Source organism: Pseudomonas sp. MB-090624, from assembly GCF_003205245.1.
Taxonomy (GTDB): Bacteria; Pseudomonadota; Gammaproteobacteria; order Pseudomonadales; family Pseudomonadaceae; genus Aquipseudomonas; species Aquipseudomonas juntendi.
The window spans coordinates 26,021-51,427 of the sequence record NZ_QJRK01000023.1 but is presented as its reverse complement, the minus strand read 5'-3'; the positions used below and the strand labels follow the sequence as shown (position 1 = coordinate 51,427).

23 protein-coding genes are annotated in these 25,407 nt (G+C 63.1%); 16 read left to right on the top strand and 7 right to left on the bottom strand.

Features of this window, described 5'->3' with window-relative positions:
* Nucleotides 1-6 precede the first annotated feature (6 nt).
* The 4 genes from frr to rpsB form a co-directional block, all read right to left on the bottom strand.
* Complete coding sequence (gene frr / locus DMX12_RS14485; protein ID WP_029886984.1) at nt 7-564, bottom strand: ribosome recycling factor; 558 nt, start codon at nt 562-564, stop codon at nt 7-9.
* Nucleotides 561-1,304 (bottom strand): UMP kinase, encoded by a 744-nt coding sequence (gene pyrH, locus DMX12_RS14480; protein WP_009686950.1) that lies wholly within the window; start codon nt 1,302-1,304, stop codon nt 561-563. The genes frr and pyrH overlap by 4 nt, the downstream gene beginning before the upstream one ends.
* 178 nt (nt 1,305-1,482) lie before the next feature.
* A complete protein-coding gene (gene tsf, locus DMX12_RS14475; RefSeq protein ID WP_009686951.1) occupies nt 1,483-2,346 on the bottom strand; it encodes a translation elongation factor Ts in 864 nt (287 codons plus the stop codon).
* A 185-nt stretch (nt 2,347-2,531) separates the two neighbouring features.
* Nucleotides 2,532-3,269 (bottom strand): 30S ribosomal protein S2, encoded by a 738-nt coding sequence (gene rpsB / locus DMX12_RS14470; RefSeq protein WP_003252287.1) that lies wholly within the window; start codon nt 3,267-3,269, stop codon nt 2,532-2,534.
* A gap of 421 nt (nt 3,270-3,690) precedes the next feature.
* On the opposite strand from rpsB, the gene map reads away from it, so the two are divergent.
* The 3 genes from map to dapC are packed head-to-tail and all read left to right on the top strand — an operon-like array spanning nt 3,691 to nt 8,435.
* Entirely contained in the window at nt 3,691-4,473 is a 783-nt protein-coding gene (gene map / locus DMX12_RS14460) for a type I methionyl aminopeptidase (protein ID WP_009686955.1), read from the top strand.
* A gap of 32 nt (nt 4,474-4,505) precedes the next feature.
* Nucleotides 4,506-7,208 (top strand): [protein-PII] uridylyltransferase, encoded by a 2,703-nt coding sequence (locus tag DMX12_RS14455; RefSeq protein ID WP_009686956.1) that lies wholly within the window; start codon nt 4,506-4,508, stop codon nt 7,206-7,208.
* 30 nt (nt 7,209-7,238) lie between these two features.
* Entirely contained in the window at nt 7,239-8,435 is a 1,197-nt protein-coding gene (gene dapC, locus DMX12_RS14450) for a succinyldiaminopimelate transaminase (protein WP_110678255.1), read from the top strand.
* A 371-nt stretch (nt 8,436-8,806) separates the two neighbouring features.
* Here the strand turns inward: dapC and DMX12_RS14445 are convergent, their stop codons facing one another.
* Nucleotides 8,807-10,453 (bottom strand): Na+/H+ antiporter, encoded by a 1,647-nt coding sequence (locus DMX12_RS14445; protein WP_054890073.1) that lies wholly within the window; start codon nt 10,451-10,453, stop codon nt 8,807-8,809.
* Nucleotides 10,454-11,017: 564 nt separating this feature from the next.
* Here DMX12_RS14445 and DMX12_RS14435 point away from each other — a divergent pair.
* From DMX12_RS14435 to DMX12_RS14420, 4 genes are all read left to right on the top strand, one after another.
* The gene (locus DMX12_RS14435; protein ID WP_054881204.1) at nt 11,018-11,365 is read left to right on the top strand and encodes an ArsC family reductase; all 348 of its coding nucleotides are present in this window, start codon (nt 11,018-11,020) and stop codon (nt 11,363-11,365) included.
* A gap of 31 nt (nt 11,366-11,396) precedes the next feature.
* Nucleotides 11,397-12,431 (top strand): 2,3,4,5-tetrahydropyridine-2,6-dicarboxylate N-succinyltransferase, encoded by a 1,035-nt coding sequence (gene dapD, locus DMX12_RS14430; protein ID WP_009686960.1) that lies wholly within the window; start codon nt 11,397-11,399, stop codon nt 12,429-12,431.
* Between the two features lie 81 nt (nt 12,432-12,512).
* On the top strand, nt 12,513-13,718 hold the full coding sequence (locus tag DMX12_RS14425) for a cysteine desulfurase (protein ID WP_054890074.1): 1,206 nt from the start codon (nt 12,513-12,515) through the stop codon (nt 13,716-13,718).
* On the top strand, nt 13,715-14,125 hold the full coding sequence (locus DMX12_RS14420) for a SufE family protein (protein WP_110678253.1): 411 nt from the start codon (nt 13,715-13,717) through the stop codon (nt 14,123-14,125). Before DMX12_RS14425 ends, DMX12_RS14420 begins: the two co-directional genes overlap by 4 nt.
* A 71-nt stretch (nt 14,126-14,196) precedes the next feature.
* Here the strand turns inward: DMX12_RS14420 and tcdA are convergent, their stop codons facing one another.
* Complete coding sequence (gene tcdA / locus DMX12_RS14415; protein WP_009686964.1) at nt 14,197-15,006, bottom strand: tRNA cyclic N6-threonylcarbamoyladenosine(37) synthase TcdA; 810 nt, start codon at nt 15,004-15,006, stop codon at nt 14,197-14,199.
* A 119-nt stretch (nt 15,007-15,125) separates the two neighbouring features.
* On the opposite strand from tcdA, the gene DMX12_RS14410 reads away from it, so the two are divergent.
* The 4 genes from DMX12_RS14410 (at nt 15,126) to DMX12_RS14395 (ending at nt 20,170) form a co-directional block, all read left to right on the top strand.
* A complete protein-coding gene (locus tag DMX12_RS14410) occupies nt 15,126-17,717 on the top strand; it encodes a glycosyltransferase (RefSeq protein ID WP_110678251.1) in 2,592 nt (863 codons plus the stop codon).
* A 94-nt stretch (nt 17,718-17,811) separates the two neighbouring features.
* A complete protein-coding gene (dapE, locus tag DMX12_RS14405) occupies nt 17,812-18,963 on the top strand; it encodes a succinyl-diaminopimelate desuccinylase (RefSeq protein ID WP_110678249.1) in 1,152 nt (383 codons plus the stop codon).
* Nucleotides 18,963-19,775, top strand: a complete 813-nt coding sequence (locus DMX12_RS14400; RefSeq protein WP_047150000.1) for a putative RNA methyltransferase — start codon at nt 18,963-18,965, stop codon at nt 19,773-19,775. Before dapE ends, DMX12_RS14400 begins: the two co-directional genes overlap by 1 nt.
* A 17-nt stretch (nt 19,776-19,792) precedes the next feature.
* Complete coding sequence (locus DMX12_RS14395) at nt 19,793-20,170, top strand: hypothetical protein (RefSeq protein WP_009686969.1); 378 nt, start codon at nt 19,793-19,795, stop codon at nt 20,168-20,170.
* Nucleotides 20,171-20,260: 90 nt separating this feature from the next.
* Here the strand turns inward: DMX12_RS14395 and DMX12_RS14390 are convergent, their stop codons facing one another.
* Complete coding sequence (locus tag DMX12_RS14390) at nt 20,261-20,470, bottom strand: cold-shock protein (RefSeq protein WP_003252255.1); 210 nt, start codon at nt 20,468-20,470, stop codon at nt 20,261-20,263.
* Between the two features lie 233 nt (nt 20,471-20,703).
* On the opposite strand from DMX12_RS14390, the gene plsB reads away from it, so the two are divergent.
* From plsB to DMX12_RS14365, 5 genes are all read left to right on the top strand, one after another.
* Nucleotides 20,704-23,190: a glycerol-3-phosphate 1-O-acyltransferase PlsB gene (gene plsB, locus DMX12_RS14385; RefSeq protein ID WP_110678247.1), complete on the top strand. Its 2,487-nt coding sequence runs from the start codon at nt 20,704-20,706 to the stop codon at nt 23,188-23,190.
* 72 nt (nt 23,191-23,262) lie between these two features.
* On the top strand, nt 23,263-23,622 hold the full coding sequence (locus DMX12_RS14380; RefSeq protein ID WP_110678245.1) for a YbaY family lipoprotein: 360 nt from the start codon (nt 23,263-23,265) through the stop codon (nt 23,620-23,622).
* Nucleotides 23,623-23,688: 66 nt separating this feature from the next.
* The gene (locus tag DMX12_RS14375) at nt 23,689-24,087 is read left to right on the top strand and encodes a YbaY family lipoprotein (protein ID WP_110678243.1); all 399 of its coding nucleotides are present in this window, start codon (nt 23,689-23,691) and stop codon (nt 24,085-24,087) included.
* A 33-nt stretch (nt 24,088-24,120) separates the two neighbouring features.
* Nucleotides 24,121-24,807 (top strand): DUF4197 domain-containing protein, encoded by a 687-nt coding sequence (locus DMX12_RS14370; RefSeq protein ID WP_110678241.1) that lies wholly within the window; start codon nt 24,121-24,123, stop codon nt 24,805-24,807.
* Between the two features lie 143 nt (nt 24,808-24,950).
* Nucleotides 24,951-25,352, top strand: coding sequence for a hypothetical protein (locus tag DMX12_RS14365; RefSeq protein ID WP_110678239.1), 402 nt, complete (start codon nt 24,951-24,953; stop codon nt 25,350-25,352).
* The last annotated feature ends 55 nt before the right edge of the window (nt 25,353-25,407 follow it).

Sequence of the window (25,407 nt, the reverse complement as noted above, 5' to 3'; positions counted from 1 at the left end):
CCGGCCTCAGACGGCCATCAGGTCCTTTTCCTTGGCCTTGAAGGCAGCATCGACTTCGGCAACGAACTTGTCGGTCAGCTTCTGGATGTCATCAGCGGCGCGACGCTCTTCGTCTTCGCTGATTTCCTTGTCCTTGGTCAGCTTCTTCAGGTCGGCCAGGGCGTCGCGGCGCACGTTGCGCACGGCTACCTTGGCGTCTTCGGCAACAGCGCTGGCCTGCTTGGTATAGCCCTTGCGGGTTTCCTCGGTCAGGGCCGGCATCGGCACGCGAATGGTGGTACCGGCGCTGGACGGGTTCAGGCCCAGGTCAGAGGTGAGGATGGCTTTTTCGATAGCCGCGCTGAGGTTCTTGTCGTGGGCGACGATCTTCAGCGTGCGGGCATCTTCGACGGTGATTGCAGCCACCTGGTTCAGCGGCATCTCGCTGCCCCAGGCAGTGACCCTGACGGTATCCAGGATGCTTGGGTGAGCGCGACCCGTACGGATGGCCGCCAGGTTGCGAGCCAGGGCCTCGAGGGACTTGGTCATGCGCTCCTGCGCGTCTTTCTTGATATCGTTGATCATTTCTGGACTTCCTCGATCAGAGTTCCTTCCGCGCCGCCATGCACGATGTTCAGCAGGGCGCCGGGCTTGTTCATGTTGAAGACGCGCAGCGGCATCTTGTGGTCGCGGCACAGGCAGATTGCCGTGAGATCCATTACCCCCAGCTTGCGATCCAGCACTTCATCGTAGGTCAGATGATCGAACTTCTCGGCATGCGGGTCTTTGAATGGATCTGCAGTGTATACACCATCGACCTTGGTTGCCTTCAATACCACGTCGGCATCGATTTCGATGGCGCGCAGGCAAGCGGCAGAGTCGGTGGTGAAGAACGGGTTGCCAGTACCGGCGGCGAAAATCACGACTTCCTTGGCGTTGAGGTGACGCATGGCTTTGCGACGGTCGTAATGATCGGTGACACCCACCATGGAGATCGCCGACATGACGATGGCAGTGATGTTCGCCCGCTCCAGCGCGTCGCGCATGGCCAGGGCATTCATCACGGTGGCCAGCATCCCCATGTGGTCGCCGGTAACACGGTCCATGCCGGCTGCACTGAGCGCCGCGCCACGGAACAGGTTGCCACCACCGATCACCAGGCCGACCTGAACACCGATACCGACCAGTTGGCCGACTTCCAGCGCCATGCGATCCAGGACCTTGGGATCGATCCCGAACTCTTCCGAGCCCATCAGGGCCTCGCCGCTAAGTTTGAGTAGAATGCGTTTATAGCGAGCCTGATGACCACTGCCCTGCTGAGCCATTGCGAATCTCTCCTGCGGCGTTTGTAAAATTCTGGCGGGCTGCTTGAGCCTGCTTGTAACTGTAACGTGACGCAACGGTTGCGTCCGCGAGCAGCGGTTTCTGTAAACCGTTCCCGCTTTGACAAAGAGGCTGCGCGCGTGAGCGGGCAGCCTCTTTGGGGCGACAGACGGGGCTGTCTTACTGCTTGGCAGCAGCTACCTGAGCGGCAACTTCAGCAGCGAAGTCGTCGACTGGCTTCTCGATGCCCTCGCCTACTTTGAAGTAGGTGAAGGAAACGATTTCAGCACCGGCTTTCTTGGCCAGCTCGCCAACTTTGACTTCCGGGTTCATGACGAAAGCCTGCTCTTTCAGCGAGGCTTCAGCCTTGAACTTGGTGATACGGCCGTTGATCATGTTCTCAACGATGTTCTCTGGCTTGCCGGCGATCTTGTCAGCGTTCAGCTGCAGGAACACGCCCTTCTCACGCTCGATGGCCTCGGCGGAGATTTCCGACGAATCCAGGAACTCAGGGTTCGACGCAGCCACGTGCATGGCGATGTTCTTGGCCAGCTCGACGTCGCCGCCGTTCAAGACAACAACGGCACCGATCTTGTTGCCGTGCAGGTAGGCACCCACAACGTCACCCTCGACGCGCACCAGGCGGCGGATGTTGACGTTCTCGCCGCACTTGGCGACCAGGGCTTCACGAGCAGCTTCACGCGAAGCGATCAGCGGCGCAGCGTCGGTCAGCTTCTGGGCGAAGGCTTCTTCGAGGCTTTCAGCAACGAAGTTCTTGAAGTCGTCTTGCAGGGCCAGGAAGTCGGTCTGCGAGTTCACTTCCAGCAGAACGGCGGATTTACCGTCGGTCTTGACCGCGATAGCGCCTTCAGCAGCGACGTTGCCAGCCTTTTTGGCGGCCTTGATGGCGCCCGAGGCACGCATGTCGTCAATGGCTTTTTCGATGTCGCCGCCGGCCTTTTCCAGGGCCTTTTTGCAATCCATCATGCCTTCGCCGGTACGCTCGCGCAGTTCTTTGACCAGCGCTGCAGTAATTGCTGCCATTTCAAAATCCTCTTGGAAAGTTTTTCAACCATTCCACCCGTTGGTCACGGGCGTTAAATTCTGCAAATCCGCCGTTTGTGTTCCAGCAGGCCCATGATGCGGGGCCGATGCTGACAGCAGGATTTCAAGGTGGCAAAAAGGGGGCAGAGCCCCCTTTTCGCGTGCCAAGTAGACGCTAGCGCCTATTACTCAGCAGCAGGTGCAGCCGCTTCTTCAGCGTAGACTTCAGTGCCGCCGGCAACGTTGTTGCGGCCGCGGATGACAGCGTCAGCCATCGAAGTCATGTACAGCTCGATAGCGCGAATGGCGTCATCGTTACCTGGGATGATGTAGTCAACACCTTCCGGGCTGCTGTTGGTATCGACAACGCCGATGACCGGGATACCCAGTTTGTTGGCTTCGGTGATCGCGATGCGCTCGTGATCAACGTCGATAACGAACAGAGCGTCTGGCAGACCACCCATGTCCTTGATGCCGCCCAGGCTGCGATCCAGTTTTTCCAGGTCGCGGGAGCGCATCAGGGCTTCTTTCTTGGTCAGCTTGGCGAAAGTGCCATCTTCGGCCTGGGTTTCCAGGTCGCGCAGACGCTTGATCGAGGCGCGGATGGTTTTGTAGTTGGTCAGCATGCCGCCCAACCAACGGTGGTCAACGTATGGCGAACCGCAACGAGCAGCTTGCTCGGCGACGATCTTGCCGGCGGAACGCTTGGTGCCGACGAACAGGATCTTGTTCTTGCCCTGGGCCAGGCGCTCTACGAACGACAGAGCGTCGTTGAACATTGGCAGGGTTTTTTCCAGGTTGACGATGTGGATCTTGTTACGCGCGCCGAAAATGTACTTGCCCATTTTCGGGTTCCAGTAACGGGTCTGGTGGCCGAAGTGCACACCGGCCTTCAGCATATCGCGCATATTGACTTGGGACATGATAGTTCCTTGATAAGTCGGGTTGGGCCTCCACGTATCCCAATGACCAACCCGCGAATTCTGCAACTCGGGGCACCCAGGTCATCGTGTCGACACGTGTGTGGGTTAAATGCTGACGGGGTCGTGCCCGAAAGCGGCGCATGTTATACCACAGACCGCGGGCAAACGGAACCCGGTGGAAGCAGCTGCAAGCTGCAAGCTTCAAGCTTCAAGCAAAAGCAAAAGCAAAAGCAAAAGCAAAAGCAAAAAGCAGCCGACGCACGATCCGCTTCTTCTTGTAGCTTGCCACTTGCCACTTGCCACTTGCCACTTGCCACTTGCCACTTGCCACTTGCCACTTGCAGCTTGCAGCTGGACGCTCTGATAGAATAAGCCCTTTCCCGTTTATTCGCGCCGTGCACGGCGCCGTAGAGAGCCTGTAATGACCGTTACCATCAAGACCGCAGAAGACATCGAAAAGATGCGCATCGCTGGCCGCCTGGCTGCCGAAGTGCTGGAAATGATCGAGGAACACGTCAAGCCCGGCGTCACCACCGAAGCGCTGGACCGCCTGTGCCACGACTACATCGTCAATGTTCAGCAGGCCATCCCGGCGCCGCTCAACTACAAAGGCTACCCGAAGTCGATCTGCACCTCGATCAACCATGTGGTCTGCCACGGCATCCCCAACGACAAGCCGCTCAAGGACGGTGACACGCTGAACATCGACGTCACCGTGATCAAGGACGGCTACCACGGCGATACCAGCCGCATGTTCCATGTCGGCACCGTGCCAGCATGGGCCGAGCGCCTGTCCAAGGTGACCCAGGAATGCATGTACAAGGCCATTGAACTGGTCAAGCCGGGGTGCCGCCTGGGCGACATCGGTGAAGTCATCCAGAAGCACGCCGAAAAGAACGGCTTCTCGGTGGTGCGTGAATTCTGCGGCCACGGTATCGGCAAGGTGTTCCACGAAGAACCGCAGATCCTCCACTACGGCCGCGCAGGCACGGGCATGGAACTGAAGGAAGGCATGACCTTCACCATCGAACCCATGATCAACCAGGGCAAGGCCGACACCAAGGTGCTGGGCGACGGCTGGACCGCCATCACCAAGGACCGCAAGCTCTCGGCCCAATGGGAGCACACCCTGGTGGTGACTGCGACCGGCTACGAGATCTTCACCCTGCGCAAGGACGACACGATCCCGCGCACCTCGGCCTGATCCCGGCCAACCCACGACAGGAACGTGACGCGATGCCCCAGGTGGACCCCGAACTGTTCGACCGCGGCCAGTTCCAGGCGGAACTGGCCCTCAAGGCGAGCCCTATCGCCGCTTTCAAGAAAGCCATCCGCCTGGCCGGCGAGGTGCTCGACAAGCGTTTCCGCGCCGGCGGCGACATTCGCCCGCTGATCGAGGCCCGTGCCTGGCTGGTCGACAATATCCTGCAACAAGCCTGGAACCAGTTCGACTGGGGGGACCACAGCGGCATCGCCCTGGTTGCGGTGGGTGGCTACGGGCGCGGTGAATTGCACCCGCATTCGGACATCGACCTGCTGATCCTCCTGGGGGCTGCCGAGCATGAACAGTACCGCGATGCCATCGAACGGTTTCTGACCCTGCTGTGGGACATAGGCCTGGAAGTCGGCCAGAGCGTGCGTACCGTGGACGAGTGTGCCGAACAGGCCCGCGCCGACCTCACGGTGATCACCAACCTGATGGAAAGCCGCACCATTGCCGGCCCGGAGCCGTTGCGCCAACGCATGCTGGACGTGACCAGCACCGCGCACATGTGGCCGAGCAAGGAGTTCTTCCTGGCCAAGCGCGCCGAACTCAAGGCCCGCCACCACAAGTACAACGACACCGAGTACAACCTGGAGCCCAACGTCAAAGGGTCCCCTGGCGGCCTGCGCGATATCCAGACCGTACTGTGGGTGGCGCGCCGCCAATACGGCACCTTGAACCTGCTCGCACTGGCTGGCGAAGGCTTCCTGCTGGAAAGCGAGAACGAACTGCTGGCCTCGTCGCAGGACTTTCTATGGAAGGTGCGTTACGCCCTGCACATGCTGGCCGGCCGCGCCGAAGACCGCCTGCTGTTCGACCACCAGCGCAGCCTGGCCGAACTGCTGGGCTACCACGACGAGAACCCCAAGCGGGCGATCGAGCAGTTCATGACCCAGTACTACCGGGTGGTGATGAGCATCAGCCAGCTGTGCGACCTGATCATCCAGCACTTCGAGGAGGTCATCCTCGCCGACGAGGACAGTGGCAGCACCCAGCCGCTGAATGCGCGCTTCCGCCTGCATGACGGCTATATCGAGGCCACCCGGCCGAACGTATTCAAGCGCACGCCGTTCGCCATGCTGGAGATGTTCGTGCTGATGGCCCAGCACCCGGAAATCAAGGGTGTACGCGCCGATACCGTGCGCCTGCTGCGCGAACACCGGCACCTGATCGACGACACGTTCCGCACCGACATCCGCAATACCAGCCTGTTCATCGAGCTGTTCAAGTGCGAGATCGGCATACACCGTAACCTGCGCCGAATGAACCGCTACGGCATCCTGGGGCGTTACCTGCCCGAGTTCGGCCTGATCGTCGGGCAGATGCAGCACGACCTGTTCCACATCTATACCGTGGATGCGCACACCCTCAACCTCATCAAGCATCTGCGCAAGCTGCAGTACACACCGGTGTCCGAGAAGTTTCCGCTGGCCAGCAAGCTGATGGGGCGCCTGCCCAAACCCGAGCTGATCTACCTGGCCGGCCTGTACCACGACATCGGCAAGGGCCGCCACGGTGACCACTCGGAGCTCGGTGCAGTAGACGCGCAGAAGTTCTGCGAACGCCACCAACTGCCCGCGTGGGACAGCCGGCTGATCGTCTGGCTGGTGCTCAACCACCTGGTGATGTCTACCACCGCCCAGCGCAAGGACCTGTCCGACCCGCAGGTGATCAACGACTTTGCCCTGCACGTCGGCGACGAAACGCGCCTGGACTACCTGTACGTGCTGACCGTGGCCGATATCAATGCCACCAACCCCAGCTTGTGGAACTCGTGGCGCGCCAGCCTGTTGCGCCAGCTTTACACCGAGACCAAGCGGGCCTTGCGCCGCGGCCTGGAAAACCCGCTGGACCGCGAAGAGCAGATTCGCCAGACCCAGTCGGCGGCCCTGGACATCCTGGTGCGCGAGGGCACCGACCCGGACGACGTCGAACAATTGTGGTCGCAGCTGGGCGATGACTACTTCCTCAAGCACACTGCGGCCGACGTGGCCTGGCACAGTGATGCGATCCTGCAGCAGCCCGCCGATGGCGGCCCTCTGGTGCTGATCAAGGAAACTACCCAGCGCGAGTTCGAGGGTGGCACGCAGATCTTCATCTACGCCCCGGACCAGCACGACTTCTTTGCGGTGACAGTAGCGGCCATGTCGCAGCTGAACCTGAACATTCACGACGCGCGAATCATCACCTCCAGCAGCCAGTTCACCCTCGACACCTACATCGTGCTGGACAACGACGGCGGCTCGATTGGCGACAACCCGCAACGGGTGCGGCAGATTCGCGACGGCCTGAGCGAAGCCTTGCGCAACCCCGAGAACTACCCGACCATCATTCAGCGCCGGGTGCCCCGCCAGCTCAAGCACTTCGACTTCCCGCCACAGGTGACCATCCTCAACGATGCCCAACGGCCGGTGACCATTCTCGAGATCACGGCCCCCGACCGCCCTGGCCTGCTGGCCCGGCTGGGGCGGATTTTCCTGGAATTCGACCTGTCACTGCAGAACGCCAAGATCGCCACCCTCGGCGAACGGGTCGAAGACGTGTTCTTCATCACCGATGCCGACAACCAGCCGCTGTCCGACCCGCAACTGTGCAGCCGCCTGCAGGAAGCTATCGTGCAGCAGCTGCAGGCCGGCCAAGGCAGCGACACCAGCCCGAGCCGCCTGACCATTTAACGATTAGACGATTGACGAGACCTTGCGCCGATGAACCATGCCTTGACCCAGCTTCAGCCCTACCCGTTCGAAAAGCTCCGCGCCCTGCTGGGCACCGTGAAGCCTGCGGCGGACAAACGCGCCATCGCCCTGTCGATCGGTGAGCCGAAGCACGAATCGCCGGCGTTCGTCGCCCAGGCCATGGCCGACAACCTCGACAAGCTGGCTGTCTATCCCAGCACCCTCGGCCTGCCGGCGCTGCGCCAGGCTATTGGCCAGTGGTGCGAGCAGCGGTTTGGCGTGCCCGCCGGCTGGCTCGACGCCGACCGTCATATCCTGCCGGTCAATGGCACCCGCGAGGCGCTGTTCGCCTTCACCCAGGCCGTGGTCAACCGCGTCGATGACGGCCTGGTGGTCAGCCCGAACCCGTTCTACCAGATCTATGAAGGCGCAGCCCTGCTGGCCGGTGCTACCCCACACTACCTGCCGTGCCTGGAAGCCAATGGCTTCAACCCGGACTTCGACGCCGTTCCGGCCGATGTCTGGCAGCGCTGCCAGATCCTGTTCCTGTGCTCGCCGGGCAACCCGACCGGGGCGCTGGTGCCCATGGACACCCTGAAAACGCTGATTGCCCTGGCCGACGAGCATGATTTCGTGATCGCCGCCGATGAGTGCTACAGCGAACTGTACTTCGACGAAGACGCACCGCCGCCGGGCCTGTTGAGCGCTTGCGCGGAGCTGGGCCGCAGCGACTTCAAACGTTGCGTGGTCTTCCACAGCCTGTCCAAGCGCTCCAACCTGCCGGGCCTGCGCTCGGGCTTCGTTGCCGGCGACGCCGACATCATCAAGCCATTCCTGCTGTACCGTACCTACCACGGCTGCGCCATGCCGGTGCAAACCCAACTGGCGAGCATCGCCGCCTGGCAGGATGAAGCGCATGTGCGCGAAAATCGCGACCAGTACCGCGCCAAATACGATGCCGTGCTGGAGATCCTGCAGCCGGTACTGGACGTACAGCGCCCGGACGGCAGCTTCTACCTGTGGGCCAAGGTGCCTGGCGACGATGCCGAGTTCACCCGTGACCTGTTCGAAGCCCAGCATGTGACGGTGGTGCCGGGATCTTACCTTTCGCGGGAAGTGGATGGTGTGAACCCGGGGGCCGGGCGTGTCCGCATGGCCTTGGTTGCACCGCTGGCCGAGTGCATCGAAGCTGCCGAGCGCATTCGCGCGTTTCTGCAAAGCCGCTGACAGGATCGGGGGGCGGTTTGTACGCGGTTCCTGTGGGAGCGGGCATGCCCGCGAACACCGGCAAAGCCGGTGCCAGACACCGCGTCGCCTGCTTCGCGGGCTTGCCCGCACAATGAATCGCGCAGGCTTTTCAAATTTTTAGCAAGACAGTTGCTCCTGCAAGTTCGGCGGCAACTCCAAGCCAGCGCAGGCCCTGTGGGAGCGGGCATGCCCGCGAACACCGGCAAAGCCGGTGCCAGACACCGCGTCGCCTGCTTCGCGGGCAAGCCCGCTCCCACAACGAATCGCGCAGGCTTTTAAAATTTGCAGTAAGACCGTTGCTCCTACCGGGGTAGGTGAGAGGCCTGTTGCTGCAAGGCAGCGCCAGCGCTTTATTTGACCTGCCCCAGGTTCGCCTCACTCATGTCCAGCTCGCCCAGCACCTGCCGCACCACCTCATCGCCCACCTCGTGCTGACGATGCAGGTTGTACAGCTCCAGCCGCTGCGCCCTTAGCGCCCGCAGGCGCAAGCGGCGCTCCAGCAAATCCATCTGCTCGGCCAGTGCCTTGGCTTCGGCCGTGTCGTTATAACTGTCCAGCTCATCCCGGTACTCCGCCATCAGGCGCGCCTTCAGTTCCGTGGCCATGGTTGCCTGGTCTGCATCCTGCGGCGCATTGCTGTCGATCACTTCCTCCGCCTCCAAGGCATGGATCGCCGCTTCTGCCGTGCGCCGCCAGGCTTCCTGCACCTCCTGTTGCAAGCGCTCGTCGGCGCTTTTGGTCACCCCGCGCAGCAACAGCGGCAAGGCGATACAGGCGCTGACCAGCGATAGCAGGATCACCCCTGCCGCGATGAAAATCAGCAGGTCCCGTTCCGGGAACGCCTTACCTGCCCCCATCAGCAATGGCACCGACATCACACCCGCCAGGGTCACTGCACCCCGCACGCCGCCGAAGGTCAGCAGCCAGCAGGAGCGCGCCGTAGGCACCAGCACCAGCGCCGGCTTACCGCGCCAGCGGCGCAGCACGCCGATCGCGCGCCAGATACTCTGCACCCAGATGAAACGCAGCAGGATCAGCGCGGCAAAAATCGCCAGCACATCCAGGCAGCGGTAGGCCAGGGTCGGCCACACGGTGGTTTCGTGGCTGACCACAGCCTTGATGATGTCCGGTAACTGCAGGCCCAGTAGCAGGAAAATCAGGCCATTGAAGGCGAACTCCAGCAGCGACCAGACGCTGCGGTTGAGCAGCCGGGTGCTGGTCTGGCGTGGCAGCAGGTCGAGCCAGCTCTGCATCATGCCAGCGGCCACTGCCGACAAAATGCCCGACACGCCCAGCCGCTCGGCCAGTACATAAGCCGCGAACGGCAACAGCAGCATGAACACGACATGGGTCGCAGGGTCGTCCCAGCCCCGGGTGATCATCCACATGCGCAGGCGGCCGATCAGCCAGCTCAGGGCCACGCCCACTGCCAGGCCCCCCAGTGCTACCAGCACGAAGCTGAAGCTGGCGTCGGCCAGCGAGAAGGCCCCGGTGATTGCCGCCGCCAGGGCGAACTTGAAGGTCACCAAGCCAGAGGCGTCGTTCATCAGCGCCTCGCCCTGCAGCATATGCATCAGCGGGGTGGGCAGGCGGTCCTGGGTAATGGCCGATACGGCAACGGCGTCGGTCGGCGACAACACGGCGGCCAAGGCGAAGGCAACCGGCAGCGGGATGCTGGGCATCAGCCAGTGAATGAAGTAACCGGCCCCGACCACAGTAAACAGCACCAGCCCTACCGCCAGCGCCACCACCGGCCCTCGAAGGCGCCACAGTTCGCGCTTGGGAATCCGCCAGCCATCGGCGAACAGCAGTGGCGGCAGGAACAGAAACAGGAACAGCTCGGGGTCCAGCGCCACATGCAGGCCCAGGGTCGGCCACGCCAGCAAGGCGCCAGCGGCGATCTGCACCAGCGGCAAGGGCAGCGGAATCAGGCGACCGACCAGTTTCGACAGGCTGACCAAGGTCAACAGGATGAGGACGGTGTAGGCGGACTGCATCCGGTAAGGCTTCCTTTGTGAACCAGAAACGACAACAGGGCGAAACATCGCCATTGAAACAATATGTTAGCGGCGATCGGCGAACCGGGGCCGCTGCACGATAGTCGCAGGTGGCGGATGAATATGTAACATGATGATACTTCGGTTGGGTGGTTGGGCCTGCCGTGAGTCTTGCAGCGCCTGTGAGATCGAGCGCCGCCCGCGCGGCGCTTCGCGGCTAAAGCCGCTCCTACATTTGTTTCGGGCCAGTCCATCCTGTGCAGGCGCGCGCGACCGCCTCGTTTGTACGACGCAATATCGAGACATGCGCCAAGGCGTTCGCGCGCAAATTCCACAGGCATAATTGGCCCGAAACAAATGTAGGAGCGGCTTTAGCCGCGAAGCGCCGCGCGGGCGGCGCTCGATCTCATAAGCGATGCAAGACCCAAGACCGGCACATCTGCGGCGCCTGCAAAACCCAAGACAAGCACACCCGTGGCGCTCACATCTCCGTTCCCGCATAATCCCGCGACTGAAATCGAAAAACGGAGAGTTTGGGGCAACCTGTGATCCCCAATGCACACAATGACCTACACGCTCTACGGCATCAAAGCCTGCGACACCATGAAAAAAGCGCGTACCTGGCTCGAAGACCAGTCCATCGCCTACGAATTCCACGACTACAAGACCCAAGGCATCGACCGTGACAGCCTGAACCGCTGGTGCGACGAACACGGTTGGGAAGTCATCCTCAACCGTGCCGGCACCACGTTCCGCAAGCTGGACGACGCCAGCAAGGCAGACCTCGACCAGGCCAAGGCCGTCGAGCTGATGCTGGCCCAGCCGTCGATGATCAAGCGCCCGGTGCTCGACCTTGGCGCGCGCACGTTGGTCGGCTTCAAGCCTGACCTGTACGCCGCAGCCTTCGCCTGAGCCCCTACCCTATTTCGCACGAGGTAATCACATGTCCAATACCCTGTTCAGCCTGGCCTTCGGTGTCGGCTCCCAGAACCGCCAGGGCGCCTGGCTGGAAGTGTTCTACGCACAACCCCTGCTCAACCCAAGCGCCGAACTGGTCGCCGCAGTCGCGCCTGTTCTTGGTTACCAGGGTGGCAACCAGGCCATCGCCTTCAGCAACGCCCAGGCCGCCCAACTGGCCGAAGCGGTGAAAGGCGTGGATGCCGCCCAGGCCGCGCTGCTGACCCGCCTGGCCGAAAGCCACAAGCCGCTGGTCGCCACCCTGCTGGCCGAAGACGCTGCGCTGGCTTCGACCCCAGAGGCGTACCTCAAGCTGCACCTGCTGTCGCACCGCCTGGTCAAGCCACACGGCGTAAGCCTGGCCGGCATCTTCCCGCTGCTGCCGAACGTGGCCTGGACCAACCAGGGTGCGGTCGACCTGAGCGAACTGGCCGAACTGCAACTCGAAGCACGCCTCAAAGGCGAGTTGCTGGAAGTGTTCTCGGTGGACAAGTTCCCGAAAATGACCGACTACGTGGTCCCCGCCGGCGTGCGTATCGCCGACACCGCCCGTGTGCGCCTGGGCGCCTACATTGGCGAAGGCACCACCATCATGCACGAAGGCTTCGTCAACTTTAACGCTGGCACCGAAGGCCCGGGCATGATCGAAGGCCGGGTTTCCGCTGGTGTATTCGTCGGCAAGGGCTCGGACCTGGGCGGCGGCTGCTCTACCATGGGCACCCTGTCCGGTGGCGGCAACATCGTCATCAAGGTCGGCGAAGGCTGCCTGATCGGCGCCAACGCCGGTATCGGTATCCCGCTGGGTGACCGTAACACCGTTGAAGCGGGCCTGTACATCACTGCCGGCACCAAGGTGAACCTGCTGGACGAGAACAACGAACTGGTCAAGGTGGTCAAAGCGCGTGACCTGGCTGGCCAGACCGACCTGCTGTTCCGCCGCAACTCGCTGAACGGCGCAGTGGAATGCAAGACCCACAAGTCGGCCATCGAGCTGAACGAAGCATTGCACGCCCACAACTGAGAACCTTGCACGGTTTGAGGTGTTAACATCGGGTCTGGCGCCAACACGCCAGACCCGTTTTTCATTCCAGGCCCCGCGATCATGTTCCAGCCCTCCCCCTGGCGTGCCGATTTCCCCGCCATCGACGCCCTGCAACGGCAGCACCAGACATACCTGGACAGCGCCGCCACCACCCAGAAGCCGCAAGCCTTGCTGGATGCCCTGGGCCATTACTACGCCCATGGCGCAGCCAATGTGCACCGCGCCCAGCACTTGCCCGGCGCACTGGCGACCCAGGCTTTCGAAACCAGCCGCAACAAGGTGGCCGCCTGGCTCAACGCCGCCGATGCCCGACAGATCGTGTTCACCCATGGCGCCACTTCGGCCTTGAACCTGCTGGCCTATGGCCTGGAGCACCGCTTCGAAGCGGGCGACGAAATTGCCGTCAGCGCGCTGGAGCACCACGCCAACCTGCTGCCTTGGCAGCAACTGGCGCAGCGGCACGACCTGCGCCTGGTGGTACTGCCGCTGGACATTCACGGCCACATCGACCTGGACCAGGCCCTGCAATTGGTTGGTCCACGCACCCGGGTACTGGCCGTCAGCCAGTTGTCCAACGTGCTGGGCACCTGGCAGCCCTTGCCTGCCCTGCTGGCCCATGCCCGTGCGCAAGGTGCGGTGACCGTGGTCGACGGCGCCCAGGGCGTGGTCCATGGGCGCCATGATGTGCAGCAGCTGGGCTGCGACTTCTATGTGTTTTCCAGCCACAAGCTGTATGGCCCGGACGGTGTCGGCGTGCTCTACGGCCGCAGCCAGGCCTTCGAGCTGCTGCGCCATTGGCAGTTTGGCGGCGAGATGGTGCAACTGGCCGACTACCATAGCGCCAGCTTCCGCCCGGCGCCGTTGGGTTTCGAAGCGGGCACCCCGCCCATTGCCGGGGTGATCGGCCTGGGCGCGACCCTTGCCTACCTGGCCAGCCTCGATAGCCACGCGGTCGCCGCCCACGAAAACAGCCTGCATCAGCAACTGCTGCGCGGCCTGGCCGACCGCGAGGGTATCCGGGTGCTGGGCACGCCACAGGCGGCGCTGGCCAGCTTCGTCATCGAAGGCGTGCACAATGCCGATATCGCCCACCTGCTCACCGAGCAGGGCATTGCCGTGCGTGCCGGGCACCACTGCGCCATGCCGCTGCTGAAGGGGCTGGGCCTGGAGGGTGCGATCCGTGTGTCGTTGGGCTTGTACAACGACAGCAGCGACCTGCAGCGCTTCTTCGACGCGCTGGACCAAGGCCTGGAGTTGTTGCGATGAGCCTGCCGGAACAGGCGCTACAGGCGCTGGCCGCGTTTGAACAGGGCAAGGGCTGGGAACAGCGTGCTCGCTTGCTGATGCAATGGGGCGACCGGCTGGAGCCGCTGGCCGCCAACGAAAAAACCGAGGCCAACCGGGTGCACGGTTGCGAAAGCCTGGTGTGGCTGGTGGCCGAGCAGGCCGATGGCGCATGGCGGTTCAAGGCCGGTAGCGATGCCCGTTTGTTACGCGGCCTGCTGGCCTTGTTGCTGGTGCGGGTGCAGGGTTTGACCAGCGATGAACTGCTGGCGCTCGACCTGCGGGGGTGGTTCAGCCAGCTGGGGCTGGAGCGCCAGCTGTCGCCGTCGCGCAGCAATGGGCTGCATGCGGTGTTGCAGCGCATGGCAGAGCTGGTGGTCAAACGTTAACTGGGGTGGGGGCCAACATCGTTGGGGGCGCTGCGCGCCCCATCGCGACACGAGGCCGCTCCTACAAGGATTTACACGGGCTTGACCCGCTCCGATGGCCGTCGCGCACCGGCCACCAGTTTCTCTATCGCCTTGCTCGCTGCCACCATGCCAAAGGTGGCGGTCACCATCATCACCGCGCCAAAGCCGCCGGCACAATCCAGCCGCACGCCTTCGCCAACGAAGCTTTTCTGCAGGCACACGCTGCCATCGCCTTTGGGGTAACGCAGCTGCTCACTGGAAAACACACACGGCACGCCATAGTTGCGGCTGACATTGCGCGAGAAGTTGTAGTCACGCCGCAACGTAGAGCGGACCCGCGAGGCCAGCGGATCGTTGAAGGTCTTGTTGAGGTCGGCGATCTGGATCTGCGTGGGGTCGATCTGCCCGCCGGCCCCCCCGGTGGTGACGATGGCGATCTTGCGCCGGCGGCACCAGGCGATCAGCGCGGCCTTGGCCATGACGCTGTCGATGCAGTCGATCACGCAGTCCAGGTGTTCGGTGATGTACTCGACCATGGTGTCGCGGGTGACGAAATCGGCGACTGCATGCACCGTGCAGGCCGGGTTGATCGCCCGCAGGCGCTCGGCCATGACCTCGACCTTGGGGCGCCCCACCTGCCCTTCCAGGGCGTGGGCCTGGCGGTTGGTGTTGCTGACGCAGACATCGTCCAGGTCGAACAGGGTGATTTCGCCCACGCCACTGCGCGCCAGCGCTTCGGCCACCCACGAACCCACCCCGCCAATCCCGACCACCGCCACATGGGCCTGGCCCAGGCGTTGCAAGCCTTGATCGCCGTACAACCGGGCTACGCCGGCGAAGCGCGGATCTTCTGTACTCATGTTCATACCCCAAAAAACCGGCGCGCATTATATGCCAGCGAGCCCAAGGCCTGCACCGTTAGGAAATGGACTACTAACCCTGCTTTAATGTCCTATCACTTCGACAGAAATGGACGACAATGTCTTCACGTAAATTCGGCCTGAACCTGGTTGTGGTGCTGGCCATCGCTGCGTTGTTCACCGGCTTCTGGGCGCTGATCAATCGCCCGGTTTCCGCGCCCGCCTGGCCAGAACAAATCTCTGGCTTCTCGTATTCGCCGTTCCGCCTGGGTGAAAGCCCGCAAAAGGGCCAGTACCCCAGTGACGAAGAAATGCGTCAGGACCTGGAACAACTGAGCAAACTGACCGACAGCATCCGCATCTACACCGTGGAAGGCACCCAGGCAGACATCCCACGGCTGGCCGAAGAGTTCGGCCTGCGGGTGACACTGGGCATCTGGATCAGCCCCGACCTCGAACGCAACGAGCGGGAAATTGCCACCGCCATCGAGTTGGCCAATACCTCGCGCAGCGTGGTGCGCGTAGTGGTGGGTAACGAGGCGCTGTTCCGCGAAGAAGTGACACCGGAAAACCTCATCAAGTACCTGGACAGGGTACGTGCCGCGGTCAAGGTCCCGGTAACCACCAGTGAGCAGTGGCATATCTGGAAGGAACACCCGGAGCTGGCCAGGCACGTCGACCTGATTGCCGCGCACATCCTGCCTTACTGGGAATTCGTGCCGATGAAAGACTCGGTGGAGTTCGTGCTCGACCGTGCCCGCGAGCTGAAGCAGCAGTTCCCCCGCAAGCCGCTGTTGCTGTCGGAGGTCGGCTGGCCGAGCAATGGCCGCATGCGCGGGGGGGCCGATGCCACCCAGGCCGATCAGGCCATCTACCTGCGCACCTTGGTCAACACGCTCAACCGCCGTGGCTACAACTATTTTGTAATCGAAGCCTATGACCAGCCCTGGAAGGCCAGTGACGAAGGCTCGGTAGGCGCTTACTGGGGCGTCTACAACGCCGAGCGCCAGCAGAAGTTCAATTTCGAGGGGCCCGTGGTGGCGATTCCGCAGTGGCGCGCCCTGGCGGTCGCGTCGGTGGTGCTGGCCATGATCGCGCTGATGGTGCTGTTCATCGACGGCTCGGCCTTGCGCCAACGCGGCCGGACCTTCCTGACGTTCATCACCTTCCTGTGCGGGTCGGTGCTGGTGTGGATCGCCTACGACTACAGCCAGCAATACAGCACCTGGTTCAGCCTGACCGTCGGCGTGTTGCTGGCGCTCGGCGCATTGGGGGTGTTCATCGTGCTACTCACCGAGGCGCATGAACTGGCCGAGGCGGTGTGGATCCACAAGCGCCGCCGCGAGTTTCTGCCAGTACAGGCCGACAGCGCCTACCGGCCCAAGGTGTCGGTGCATGTACCGTGCTACAACGAGCCGCCAGAAATGGTCAAGCAGACCCTCGACGCCCTGGCCGCGCTGGACTACCCCGATTATGAAGTGCTGGTGATCGACAACAACACCAAGGACCCGGCCGTGTGGGAACCGCTCAAGGCCCATTGCGAGAAACTGGGCGAACGGTTCAAGTTCTTCCACGTCGCACCCTTGGCTGGCTTCAAGGGCGGCGCGCTGAACTACCTGATCCCGCACACCGCGCCAGACGCCGAAGTGATCGCGGTGATCGACTCGGACTACTGCGTCGACCGCAACTGGCTCAAGCACATGGTGCCGCACTTCGCCGACCCGAAAATTGCCGTGGTGCAGTCGCCGCAGGACTACCGCGACCAACACGAAAGTGCATTCAAGAAGCTGTGCTACAGCGAATACAAGGGCTTCTTCCACATCGGCATGGTCACCCGCAACGACCGTGACGCGATCATCCAGCATGGCACCATGACCATGACCCGGCGCAGCGTGCTGCAAGAACTGGGCTGGGCCGAGTGGTGTATCTGCGAGGACGCCGAACTGGGCCTGCGCGTGTTCGAGAGAGGCCTGTCGGCGGCTTACGCCCACAACAGTTATGGCCAGGGCTTGATGCCCGACACGTTCATCGATTTCAAGAAACAGCGCTTCCGCTGGGCATACGGTGCCATCCAGATCATCAAGCACCACGCCGGCGCCCTGCTGCGCGGCACGGGTAGCCAGCTGACGCGCGGCCAGCGCTACCACTTCCTGGCCGGCTGGCTGCCCTGGATCGCCGATGGCATGAACATTTTCTTCACCATCGGCGCGCTGCTGTGGTCGGCCGCGATGATCATCGTGCCGCACCGGGTCGACCCGCCACTGATGATTTTCGCCATCCCGCCGCTGGCGCTGTTCTTCTTCAAGGTCGGCAAGATCCTGTTCCTCTACCGGCGCGCGGTGGGGGTAAACATGAAGGATGCCTTCGCGGCGGCGCTGGCGGGGCTGGCGCTGTCGCATACCATCGCCAAAGCGGTGCTGTACGGGTTCTTCACCAGCAGCATGCCGTTCATCCGCACGCCAAAGCATGCCGACAGCCATGGCTTGCTGGTGGCGATTGCCGAGGCGCGCGAGGAACTGTTCATCATGCTGCTGTTGTGGGGCGCAGCGCTGGGTATCTACCTAGTGCAGGGGCTGCCGAGTTCGGACATGCGCTTCTGGATGGCCATGCTGCTGGTGCAGTCGTTGCCGTACGTGGCGGCACTGGTGATGGCGCTGCTGTCGTCGCTGCCCAAGCCTGCGCACAAGGCTGCCGAGGCGCAGCAGGCTTGAGATGTTGGGGGCGCTTGGCGCCCCTTTCGCGACTGGTTTGCTATAAGATAACGCCCCTCAGATTTCCCCGCCTTGCCTTGCCCCGGAGTTCCCCATGACGGCCCCTGCCGAGCTCTCGCCTACCCTTCAACTGGCCTGCGACCTGATCCGTCGCCCCTCCGTCACCCCCGTCGACGCCGATTGCCAGGCGCAAATGATGAACCGCCTCGGCGCCGTGGGCTTCCAGCTCGAGCCGATGCGCATCGAAGACGTCGACAATTTCTGGGCGACCCATGGCCAGCAGGAAGGCCCGGTACTGTGCTTCGCCGGCCACACCGACGTGGTGCCCACCGGCCCGGTGCAGCAATGGCAACATGAACCGTTCGATGCGCTGATCGACGCCAACGGCATGCTCTGCGGCCGCGGCGCAGCTGACATGAAAGGCAGCCTGGCCTGCATGGTGGTTGCCAGCGAACGCTTCGTGCAGGATTACCCCGACCACCGCGGCAAGGTCGCGTTCCTGATCACCAGCGACGAGGAAGGCCCGGCCCACCACGGCACCAAGGCTGTGGTCGAACGCCTCAAAGCACGTAACCAGCGCCTGGACTGGTGCATCGTCGGCGAACCGTCCAGCACCACCCTGCTGGGTGACGTGGTCAAGAACGGCCGCCGTGGCTCGCTGGGCGCCAAGCTGACCGTGCGCGGCAAACAGGGCCATGTGGCCTACCCGCACCTGGCGCGCAACCCCATTCACCTGGCCGCACCGGCCCTGGCGGAGCTGGCAGCCGAGCACTGGGACGAAGGCAATGCATTCTTCCCGCCGACCAGCTTCCAGATCTCCAACCTCAACTCCGGCACCGGTGCCACCAACGTGGTTCCGGGCGAGCTGACTGCGCTGTTCAATTTCCGGTTCTCCACCGAGTCCACCGTCGAAGGCCTGCAGGCGCGGGTGTCGGCGATCCTCGACAAGCACGAACTGGACTGGTCGATCGACTGGGCGCTGTCAGGCCTGCCGTTCCTCACCGAGCCGGGCGAGCTGCTGGGTGCCGTTTCGGCCAGCATCAAAGGTGTCACCGGCCGCGACACCCAACCGTCGACCAGCGGCGGCACGTCCGATGGCCGCTTCATCGCCACCCTGGGCACCCAGGTGGTCGAGCTGGGCCCGGTCAACGCCACCATCCACCAGGTGGATGAGCGGATTCTGGCCAGCGACCTCGACCTGCTGACTGAAATCTACTACCAGACCCTGGTCCGGTTGCTCGCCTGATGCTTGCCTGCCCCCTTTGCCAGGCGCCGCTGGCGCAAGTCGACAACGGCGTGGCCTGCCCGGCAGGCCACCGCTTCGACCGGGCCCGCCAGGGCTACCTGAACCTGCTGCCGGTGCAGCACAAGAACAGCCGTGACCCGGGTGACAACCAGGCCATGGTCGAGGCACGTCGCGACTTTCTCGACGGCGGCCACTACGCGCCGGTGGCCCAGCGCCTGGCCGAACTGGCCGCCGAGCGCCAGCCCGGTGCGTGGCTGGACATTGGCTGCGGCGAGGGCTACTACACCGCGCAGTTGGCCCAGGCCCTGCCCGCGGCCGACGGTTACGCCCTGGATATCTCCCGCGAGGCGGTCAAGCGTGCCTGCCGCCGCGCACCGGCTGTCACCTGGATGGTCGCCAGCATGGCCCGCGTACCGCTGGCCGATGCCAGCTGCCAGTTCATCGCCAGCGTATTCAGCCCGCTGGACTGGGCCGAAGCCAAACGCCTGCTCAGCCCCGGCGGTGGCCTGATGCGGGTAGGCCCGACCAGCGGCCACCTGATGGAACTGCGCGAAGTGCTCTACGATGAAGTACGCCCTTACGCCGACGACAAGCACCTGGCCCTGGTCCCCGAGGGCATGGTCCATGCCCACAGCGAAACCCTGGCGTTGCGCCTGAGCCTGGCCGCCCCCAAGGCCCGCGCCGACCTGCTGGCCATGACCCCACACGGCTGGCGCGCCAGCGCCGAAAAACGTGCACGGGTAATCGACCAGCCCGAGCCGTTCGAGGTAACGGTTTCCATGCGTTATGACTATTTTGTGCGCCAAGACTGAGCACACCCGGAGCCCTTATGCGCCAACCTGATATCGAGATCTACCTGAAGGACGCCGACGTCGACCACAAACAGATTGCCGGGTGGCTTGCCCAGGCGATCGGCCCGTGCAGCGAATGGAAGCAGAAAGGCCAGACCTTCAAATGCCAGGCCGGTAACATTCCGGTCACTTGGTTACCGAAGGCTGTAGGGAAATGGAACAGCCTGTACCTGGAAAGCGACCAGACCCCCTGGGCCGACGATATTGCCTGCGCCCGCGCTGCATTCGCCGCACTGGGGGTGGAAGTACGCTGCGCGCCGGGTGGCTGGGTCGAGGAAGACGGCGAGGAAGATGCCGACCGCTGGGTCCGCATCAGCGCCGACGGTGAAGAGGAAATCACCTGGCGTACGTCTTGAGCTTGAAGCTTCAAGCTGCAAGTTTCAAGAAGGCTCGCATCAGGCTGCAAGTACACGGTCACTTGCAGCTTGAAGCTTATAGCTTAAGGCTCAGAGGCCTACCACGTCTTCGGCTTGCAGGCCTTTCTGGCCCTGCACGCAAGCGTATTCAACCCGCTGCCCTTCGACCAGGGTACGATGGCCCTCACCGCGAATCGCCCGATAGTGGACGAATACATCCGCACCACCTTCGCGCTGAATGAAGCCATAACCCTTGGCATCGTTGAACCACTTTACATTCCCAGTCTCACGAGACGACATCTGAACTACTCCGGTTTTTTATTGTGAAGATCGCCGTGCAGGCATGGGCTTACCTGCCCCGTGCCAACGCCGCTTGCCGAAATAACCTGCAAGTGGCAGGCCGAGTATATGCCACAGCACAAAAAAAATTGATGACGGTCCCGCTGTTGGCCGATTTTTGCTGAACTTACGCACATACGGCAGACTAATTAACTGGATACTCACCTGAACATCACACCCAGGGCACACACCCCATGACCCGTTCCCCCCTGCGCCGCCTGATTTTCGGCGCCCTGCGTCGCCTGTTGTACCTGTGGGTGCGCTCCGAAACCATCAACCAGTCGGCCATGTCGTTGAACCTGGACCGCAGCCGGCCAGTGATCTACGCCTTGCCTACGCCGGCGCTCACCGACCTGGTCGTACTCGACCACGAGTGCACCAAGGCAGGGCTGCCGCGCCCGGTGCTGCCGGTAACGGTCGGTCCGCTGCAGGAACCCGCTGCGTTCTTCTACCTGACCCCCGACCCCGACTGGCTGGGCCGCCAGGACAAGCGTGGCGCCCCGCCCACCCTCGAGCGCCTGGTAGCTGCCGTTACCCAGCATGCCGAGGAAGATGCGCAGATCATTCCGGTCAGCGTGTTCTGGGGCCAGACCCCGGCCAGCGAGTCCAGCCCGTGGAAACTGCTGTTTGCCGACAGTTGGGCAGTGACCGGGCGTTTGCGGCGGCTGCTGACCGTACTGATACTCGGGCGCAAAACCCGCGTGCAGTTCTCTGCCCCCATCCACCTGCGCGAACTGGTGCAGCACAACAAAGGCCACGAACGCACCGTGCGCATGGCCCAGCGCCTGATGCGCGTGCATTTTCGCAACCTCAAGACCGCGGTCATCGGCCCCGACCTTTCGCACCGGCGCAACCTGGTCAAGGGGCTGGTTCATGCACCGCTGGTGCGCCAGGCCATCGCCGAAGAGGCGCAGCGCGAAAACCTGCCGCTGGCCAAGGCCGAAGCCCAGGCTTTGCGCTACGGCAACGAGATTGCCTCTGACTACACCTACACTGCCATCCGCTTCCTGGAGGTGGTGCTCAGCTGGTTCTGGAACAAGATCTACGACGGCATCAAGGTCAACCACATCGAGCAGGTGCAGGGCATCGCGCCCGGCCACGAAGTGATCTACGTGCCCTGCCACCGCAGCCATATCGACTACCTGCTGCTGTCGTACCTGCTGTTCCGCAACGGCCTCACGCCACCGCACGTGGCCGCGGGCATCAACCTCAACATGCCGGTGGTCGGCAACCTGCTGCGCCGTGGCGGGGCGTTCTTCATGCGCCGCACCTTCAAGGGCAACCCACTCTATACCGCGGTGTTCAACGAATACCTGCACACCCTGTTCACCAAGGGGTTCCCGGTGGAGTACTTCGTCGAAGGCGGCCGTTCCCGTACCGGGCGCATGCTGCAACCGCGCACCGGGATGCTGGCCATTACCCTGCGCAGCTTCCTGCGTTCGTCGCGCACGCCCATCGTGTTCGTGCCGGTCTACATCGGCTATGAGCGCGTGCTCGAAGGCCGCACCTACCTGGGCGAGCTGCGCGGTGCCAGCAAGAAGAAAGAGTCGATATTCGATATCTTCAAGGTGTTCGGCGCGCTGAGGCAGCGCTTTGGCCAGGTGTCGGTCAACTTTGGCGAGCCGATCCGCCTGGCCGGCTTCCTCGACGAGCAACAACCTGGCTGGCGTGAGCAGGAGCATGGCCCGCAATACCGCCCGGATTGGCTCAACGCCACTACCCATCGCCTGGGTGAGACCGTGGCCCGCCACCTCAACGAGGCGGCGGCCATCAACCCGGTCAACCTGGTGGCCATGGCATTGCTGTCCACCAGCCGCCTGGCCCTGGATGAACGCGCCCTGGTCCGCGTGCTCGACCTGTACCTGGCCCTGCTGCGCCAGGTGCCCTACTCGCCGCACATCACCCTGCCCGAGGGTGACGGCCAGGCCTTGATCGAACACGTGCGCGGCATGAACCTGGTCGCCGAGCAGAAGGACGCCCTGGGCCGCATCCTGTACCTGGACGAAGGCAATGCGGTGCTGATGACCTACTACCGCAACAACGTGCTGCACATCTTCGCCCTGCCGGCGCTGCTGGCCAGCTTCTTCCTCAGCAGCTCGCGCATGAGCCGCGAACTGTTGGGGCAATATGTGCACGCGCTGTACCCGTATTTGCAGGCCGAACTGTTCCTGCGCTGGGCGCCGCAGCAATTGGACGACGTCATCGACCAGTGGCTGGCGGCGCTGGTCGAGCAAGGCCTGCTGCGCCAGGACAACGACATCTATGTGCGCCCGCCGCCCAGCTCGCGGCAGTTCGTGCTGCTGACCCTGCTCGCCCGCACCATCACCCAGACGCTGCAGCGTTTCTACATGGCCACGTCCCTGCTGCTCAACAGCGGGCAGAACAGCCTCAGCGCCGAAGCGCTGGAAGACCTGTGCGTGATGATGGCCCAGCGCCTGTCGATCCTGCATGGCCTGAATGCCCCGGAGTTCTTCGACAAGACGCTGTTCCGCCACTTCATCCAGACCTTGCTCCAGCAAGGCGTGCTGCATGCCGATGCCCAAGGCAAGCTGGGTTACCACGACAAGCTCGGCGAACTGGCCGAGGGCGTGGCCAAGCGCGTGCTGTCGGCCGAGCTGCGCCTGTCCATCCGCCAGGTGGCGCTGCATCGCGACGAGCCTTCAGACGTGGTGCAAGGGTAGCTTTTCTGTCTGCCGCCAGGCCTTGAGAGGGGACAGCATCGCCGTGCTTTCCCCCTCTCAAGGAGCACTACCATGAACCAGATCAAATCGATCGACGTCGAAATCGTTTCTTCCAGCGACAACTACCTGCCAGCCTCCGCCCAGGTGCTACTGAGCCTGCTCGACGTGTCCCGTGCCGACGCGCCGGCCGTCAGCCAGGCCGAGCTGCGCCTTCAGTGCGCCGGTGTACTGCCGATCAAGCTGCAACTGGCCTGCGACCTCAGCAAGCTCGACCCGCGCGGCAGCTACGTGCTGGCCGTGCGCATCGAGCAGAACGGGCAACTGCAGTTCATCAACACCACCCACCACGCCGTAAACCCTCACACCTTGTCTGGCACCGAACGCGTGGTGGTCGATAACGTGGCGACGCCCCTGGTCGTGCTCCATGATTGATTAGGGAAAATCCGCTAAAGTCCCTGGGGTTGGCCACAAGCCGGCTCCAAGGACAACGGAGATTCCATGAAAAAGCTCTTTATGCTGTGTTGCGCATCCCTGCTCGCAGCCTGCTCCAGCCAAACCCCGCCCGCCCAGGCCAGCCTGGATGGCGAAGTCTTCTACCTGCAGCGCATTGCCCTGCCCCCGGCCGCCACCCTGAGCGTCGAACTGCAGGACGTGTCGTTGCTGGACGCCCCGGCCGTGACCCTGGCCCGCCAGGCCGGCCCGGTCAAAGGCAACGTGCCGCTGCCGTTCCACCTCAGCTACGATCCGCGCCAGGTCAAACCCGGCCACCGCTATGCGCTGAGCGCGCGCATCGAGCTGGGCGGCAAACTGCTGTTCATCAATACCGAACACCATGGCGTGCTGCTCGACGGCTCCGACCCGCAACCCGTGCGCGTCAAGCTCGACCAGGTTCGCTGATACCCGTATTCATCTGTTTACAAGGAACGCTTCATGATCCGCACTTCCCTGCGCTTCACCACCCTGTGCGCCGGCCTGCTGCTGTCGGCCAGCGCGCTGGCCCTGTCGCTGGGCGACCTGAGCCAGAAGGACGCCACCGGCGGCCTGAAAGATGCCCTCACCCAAGGCGCGCAGCTGGCGGTCAAGCAGCTCAGCACCCCAGGCGGCTTCAACAACAACCCGGACGTGCGTATCGAACTGCCGGGCAACCTGGGCAAGGCCGCCAAAGCGATGAAGATGTTCGGCAAGGGCGAACAGGTCGAAGCCCTGGAAGCCAGCATGAACAAGGCCGCCGAAAAGGCCGTGCCGCAGGCTCAGGCGATTCTGGTAGACGCCGTGAAGAACATGAGCGTGACCGACGCCAAGGGCATTCTCAGCGGCGGTGACGACTCCGCCACCCAGTACCTGAACAAGAGCAGCCGCGAGCAGATTCGGGCCAAGTTCCTGCCGGTCGTCAAGCAGGCCACCGACCAGGTTGGCGTGGCTCAGCAGTACAACGCCTTCGCCGCGCAGGCCAAAGGCCTGGGGCTGGTCAAGGATGACGCCAACATCGAGAACTACGTGACCGAGAAGGCGCTGGACGGTCTGTTCGAGATGATCGGCAAGCAAGAGCAGAACATTCGCCAGAACCCGGCCGCCGCAGCTACCAGCCTGGCCAAGAAGGTCTTCGGCACGCTCTGATAACGCGTGGTGCCACAGCAGCGGTCTGCGTGAACCCGCGCGGCCGCTGCCTCTGCGTCGTTTTGCCTGTACCGCCTTTCCCCGCTCCCTCGGCCAACAGCAGGGTGCAGGATGGCGGCTCTTTTCGACGAGGAGTTTCCGCTATGCCCTCCACCCCACATTTCCAGATATTCATCGACTGCGAAAGCCAAGACCGGATAACACCGGACGCTTCGGCGAGTTACGTATTGGTCCTGAGTGAAAAACTGGAGGGCTTCGGCGCTGCCAAAGGCAGTTCCGTCCTGCAGCCCGTGCTGACCATCGAGCAGCAAGGCGAACTGGCGCTGCCCCAGACCTTCAGCTTCATGATCGATGGGGCAACGCTCAAGGAAGGCCATGCTTACCAGGTAAGCCTGCGCTACCAGGCCACCAACCGTAACCCGCACGGCAAGCGCCTGGCCTGGAAAGAGACTTTCGTCGCTCAGGACCAGGCCCGCATAGCACCTGCCGCCGTCAGCGGCCACGGCCCGTGCAAAGGCCGCACCAACAGCTGCCTGAGCTGGTAAGGGCCGGCGCCTTCAACACCCAGGGCGCAAGCTGCCTGCACGCTCGCGCCTGGGT

Bases quoted from the DNA above. Each gene is read 5' to 3' on its own strand.
- tsf (WP_009686951.1), bottom strand. From the start codon at position 2,346: ATGGCAGCAATTACTGCAGCGCTGGTCAAAGAACTGCGCGAGCGTACC.
- DMX12_RS14390 (WP_003252255.1), bottom strand. From the start codon at position 20,470: ATGTCGTCTCGTGAGACTGGGAATGTAAAGTGGTTCAACGATGCCAAG.
- DMX12_RS14365 (WP_110678239.1), top strand. From the start codon at position 24,951: ATGCCCTCCACCCCACATTTCCAGATATTCATCGACTGCGAAAGCCAA.
- DMX12_RS14380 (WP_110678245.1), top strand. From the start codon at position 23,263: ATGAACCAGATCAAATCGATCGACGTCGAAATCGTTTCTTCCAGCGAC.
- DMX12_RS14395 (WP_009686969.1), top strand. From the start codon at position 19,793: ATGCGCCAACCTGATATCGAGATCTACCTGAAGGACGCCGACGTCGAC.
- DMX12_RS14435 (WP_054881204.1), top strand. From the start codon at position 11,018: ATGACCTACACGCTCTACGGCATCAAAGCCTGCGACACCATGAAAAAA.
- map (WP_009686955.1), top strand. From the start codon at position 3,691: ATGACCGTTACCATCAAGACCGCAGAAGACATCGAAAAGATGCGCATC.
- rpsB (WP_003252287.1), bottom strand. From the start codon at position 3,269: ATGTCCCAAGTCAATATGCGCGATATGCTGAAGGCCGGTGTGCACTTC.
- pyrH (WP_009686950.1), bottom strand. From the start codon at position 1,304: ATGGCTCAGCAGGGCAGTGGTCATCAGGCTCGCTATAAACGCATTCTA.
- DMX12_RS14370 (WP_110678241.1), top strand. From the start codon at position 24,121: ATGATCCGCACTTCCCTGCGCTTCACCACCCTGTGCGCCGGCCTGCTG.
- plsB (WP_110678247.1), top strand. From the start codon at position 20,704: ATGACCCGTTCCCCCCTGCGCCGCCTGATTTTCGGCGCCCTGCGTCGC.
- DMX12_RS14420 (WP_110678253.1), top strand. From the start codon at position 13,715: ATGAGCCTGCCGGAACAGGCGCTACAGGCGCTGGCCGCGTTTGAACAG.
- DMX12_RS14410 (WP_110678251.1), top strand. From the start codon at position 15,126: ATGTCTTCACGTAAATTCGGCCTGAACCTGGTTGTGGTGCTGGCCATC.
- frr (WP_029886984.1), bottom strand. From the start codon at position 564: ATGATCAACGATATCAAGAAAGACGCGCAGGAGCGCATGACCAAGTCC.
- dapD (WP_009686960.1), top strand. From the start codon at position 11,397: ATGTCCAATACCCTGTTCAGCCTGGCCTTCGGTGTCGGCTCCCAGAAC.
- DMX12_RS14375 (WP_110678243.1), top strand. From the start codon at position 23,689: ATGAAAAAGCTCTTTATGCTGTGTTGCGCATCCCTGCTCGCAGCCTGC.
- tcdA (WP_009686964.1), bottom strand. From the start codon at position 15,006: ATGAGTACAGAAGATCCGCGCTTCGCCGGCGTAGCCCGGTTGTACGGC.
- DMX12_RS14400 (WP_047150000.1), top strand. From the start codon at position 18,963: ATGCTTGCCTGCCCCCTTTGCCAGGCGCCGCTGGCGCAAGTCGACAAC.
- DMX12_RS14455 (WP_009686956.1), top strand. From the start codon at position 4,506: ATGCCCCAGGTGGACCCCGAACTGTTCGACCGCGGCCAGTTCCAGGCG.
- dapC (WP_110678255.1), top strand. From the start codon at position 7,239: ATGAACCATGCCTTGACCCAGCTTCAGCCCTACCCGTTCGAAAAGCTC.
- DMX12_RS14445 (WP_054890073.1), bottom strand. From the start codon at position 10,453: ATGCAGTCCGCCTACACCGTCCTCATCCTGTTGACCTTGGTCAGCCTG.
- DMX12_RS14425 (WP_054890074.1), top strand. From the start codon at position 12,513: ATGTTCCAGCCCTCCCCCTGGCGTGCCGATTTCCCCGCCATCGACGCC.
- dapE (WP_110678249.1), top strand. From the start codon at position 17,812: ATGACGGCCCCTGCCGAGCTCTCGCCTACCCTTCAACTGGCCTGCGAC.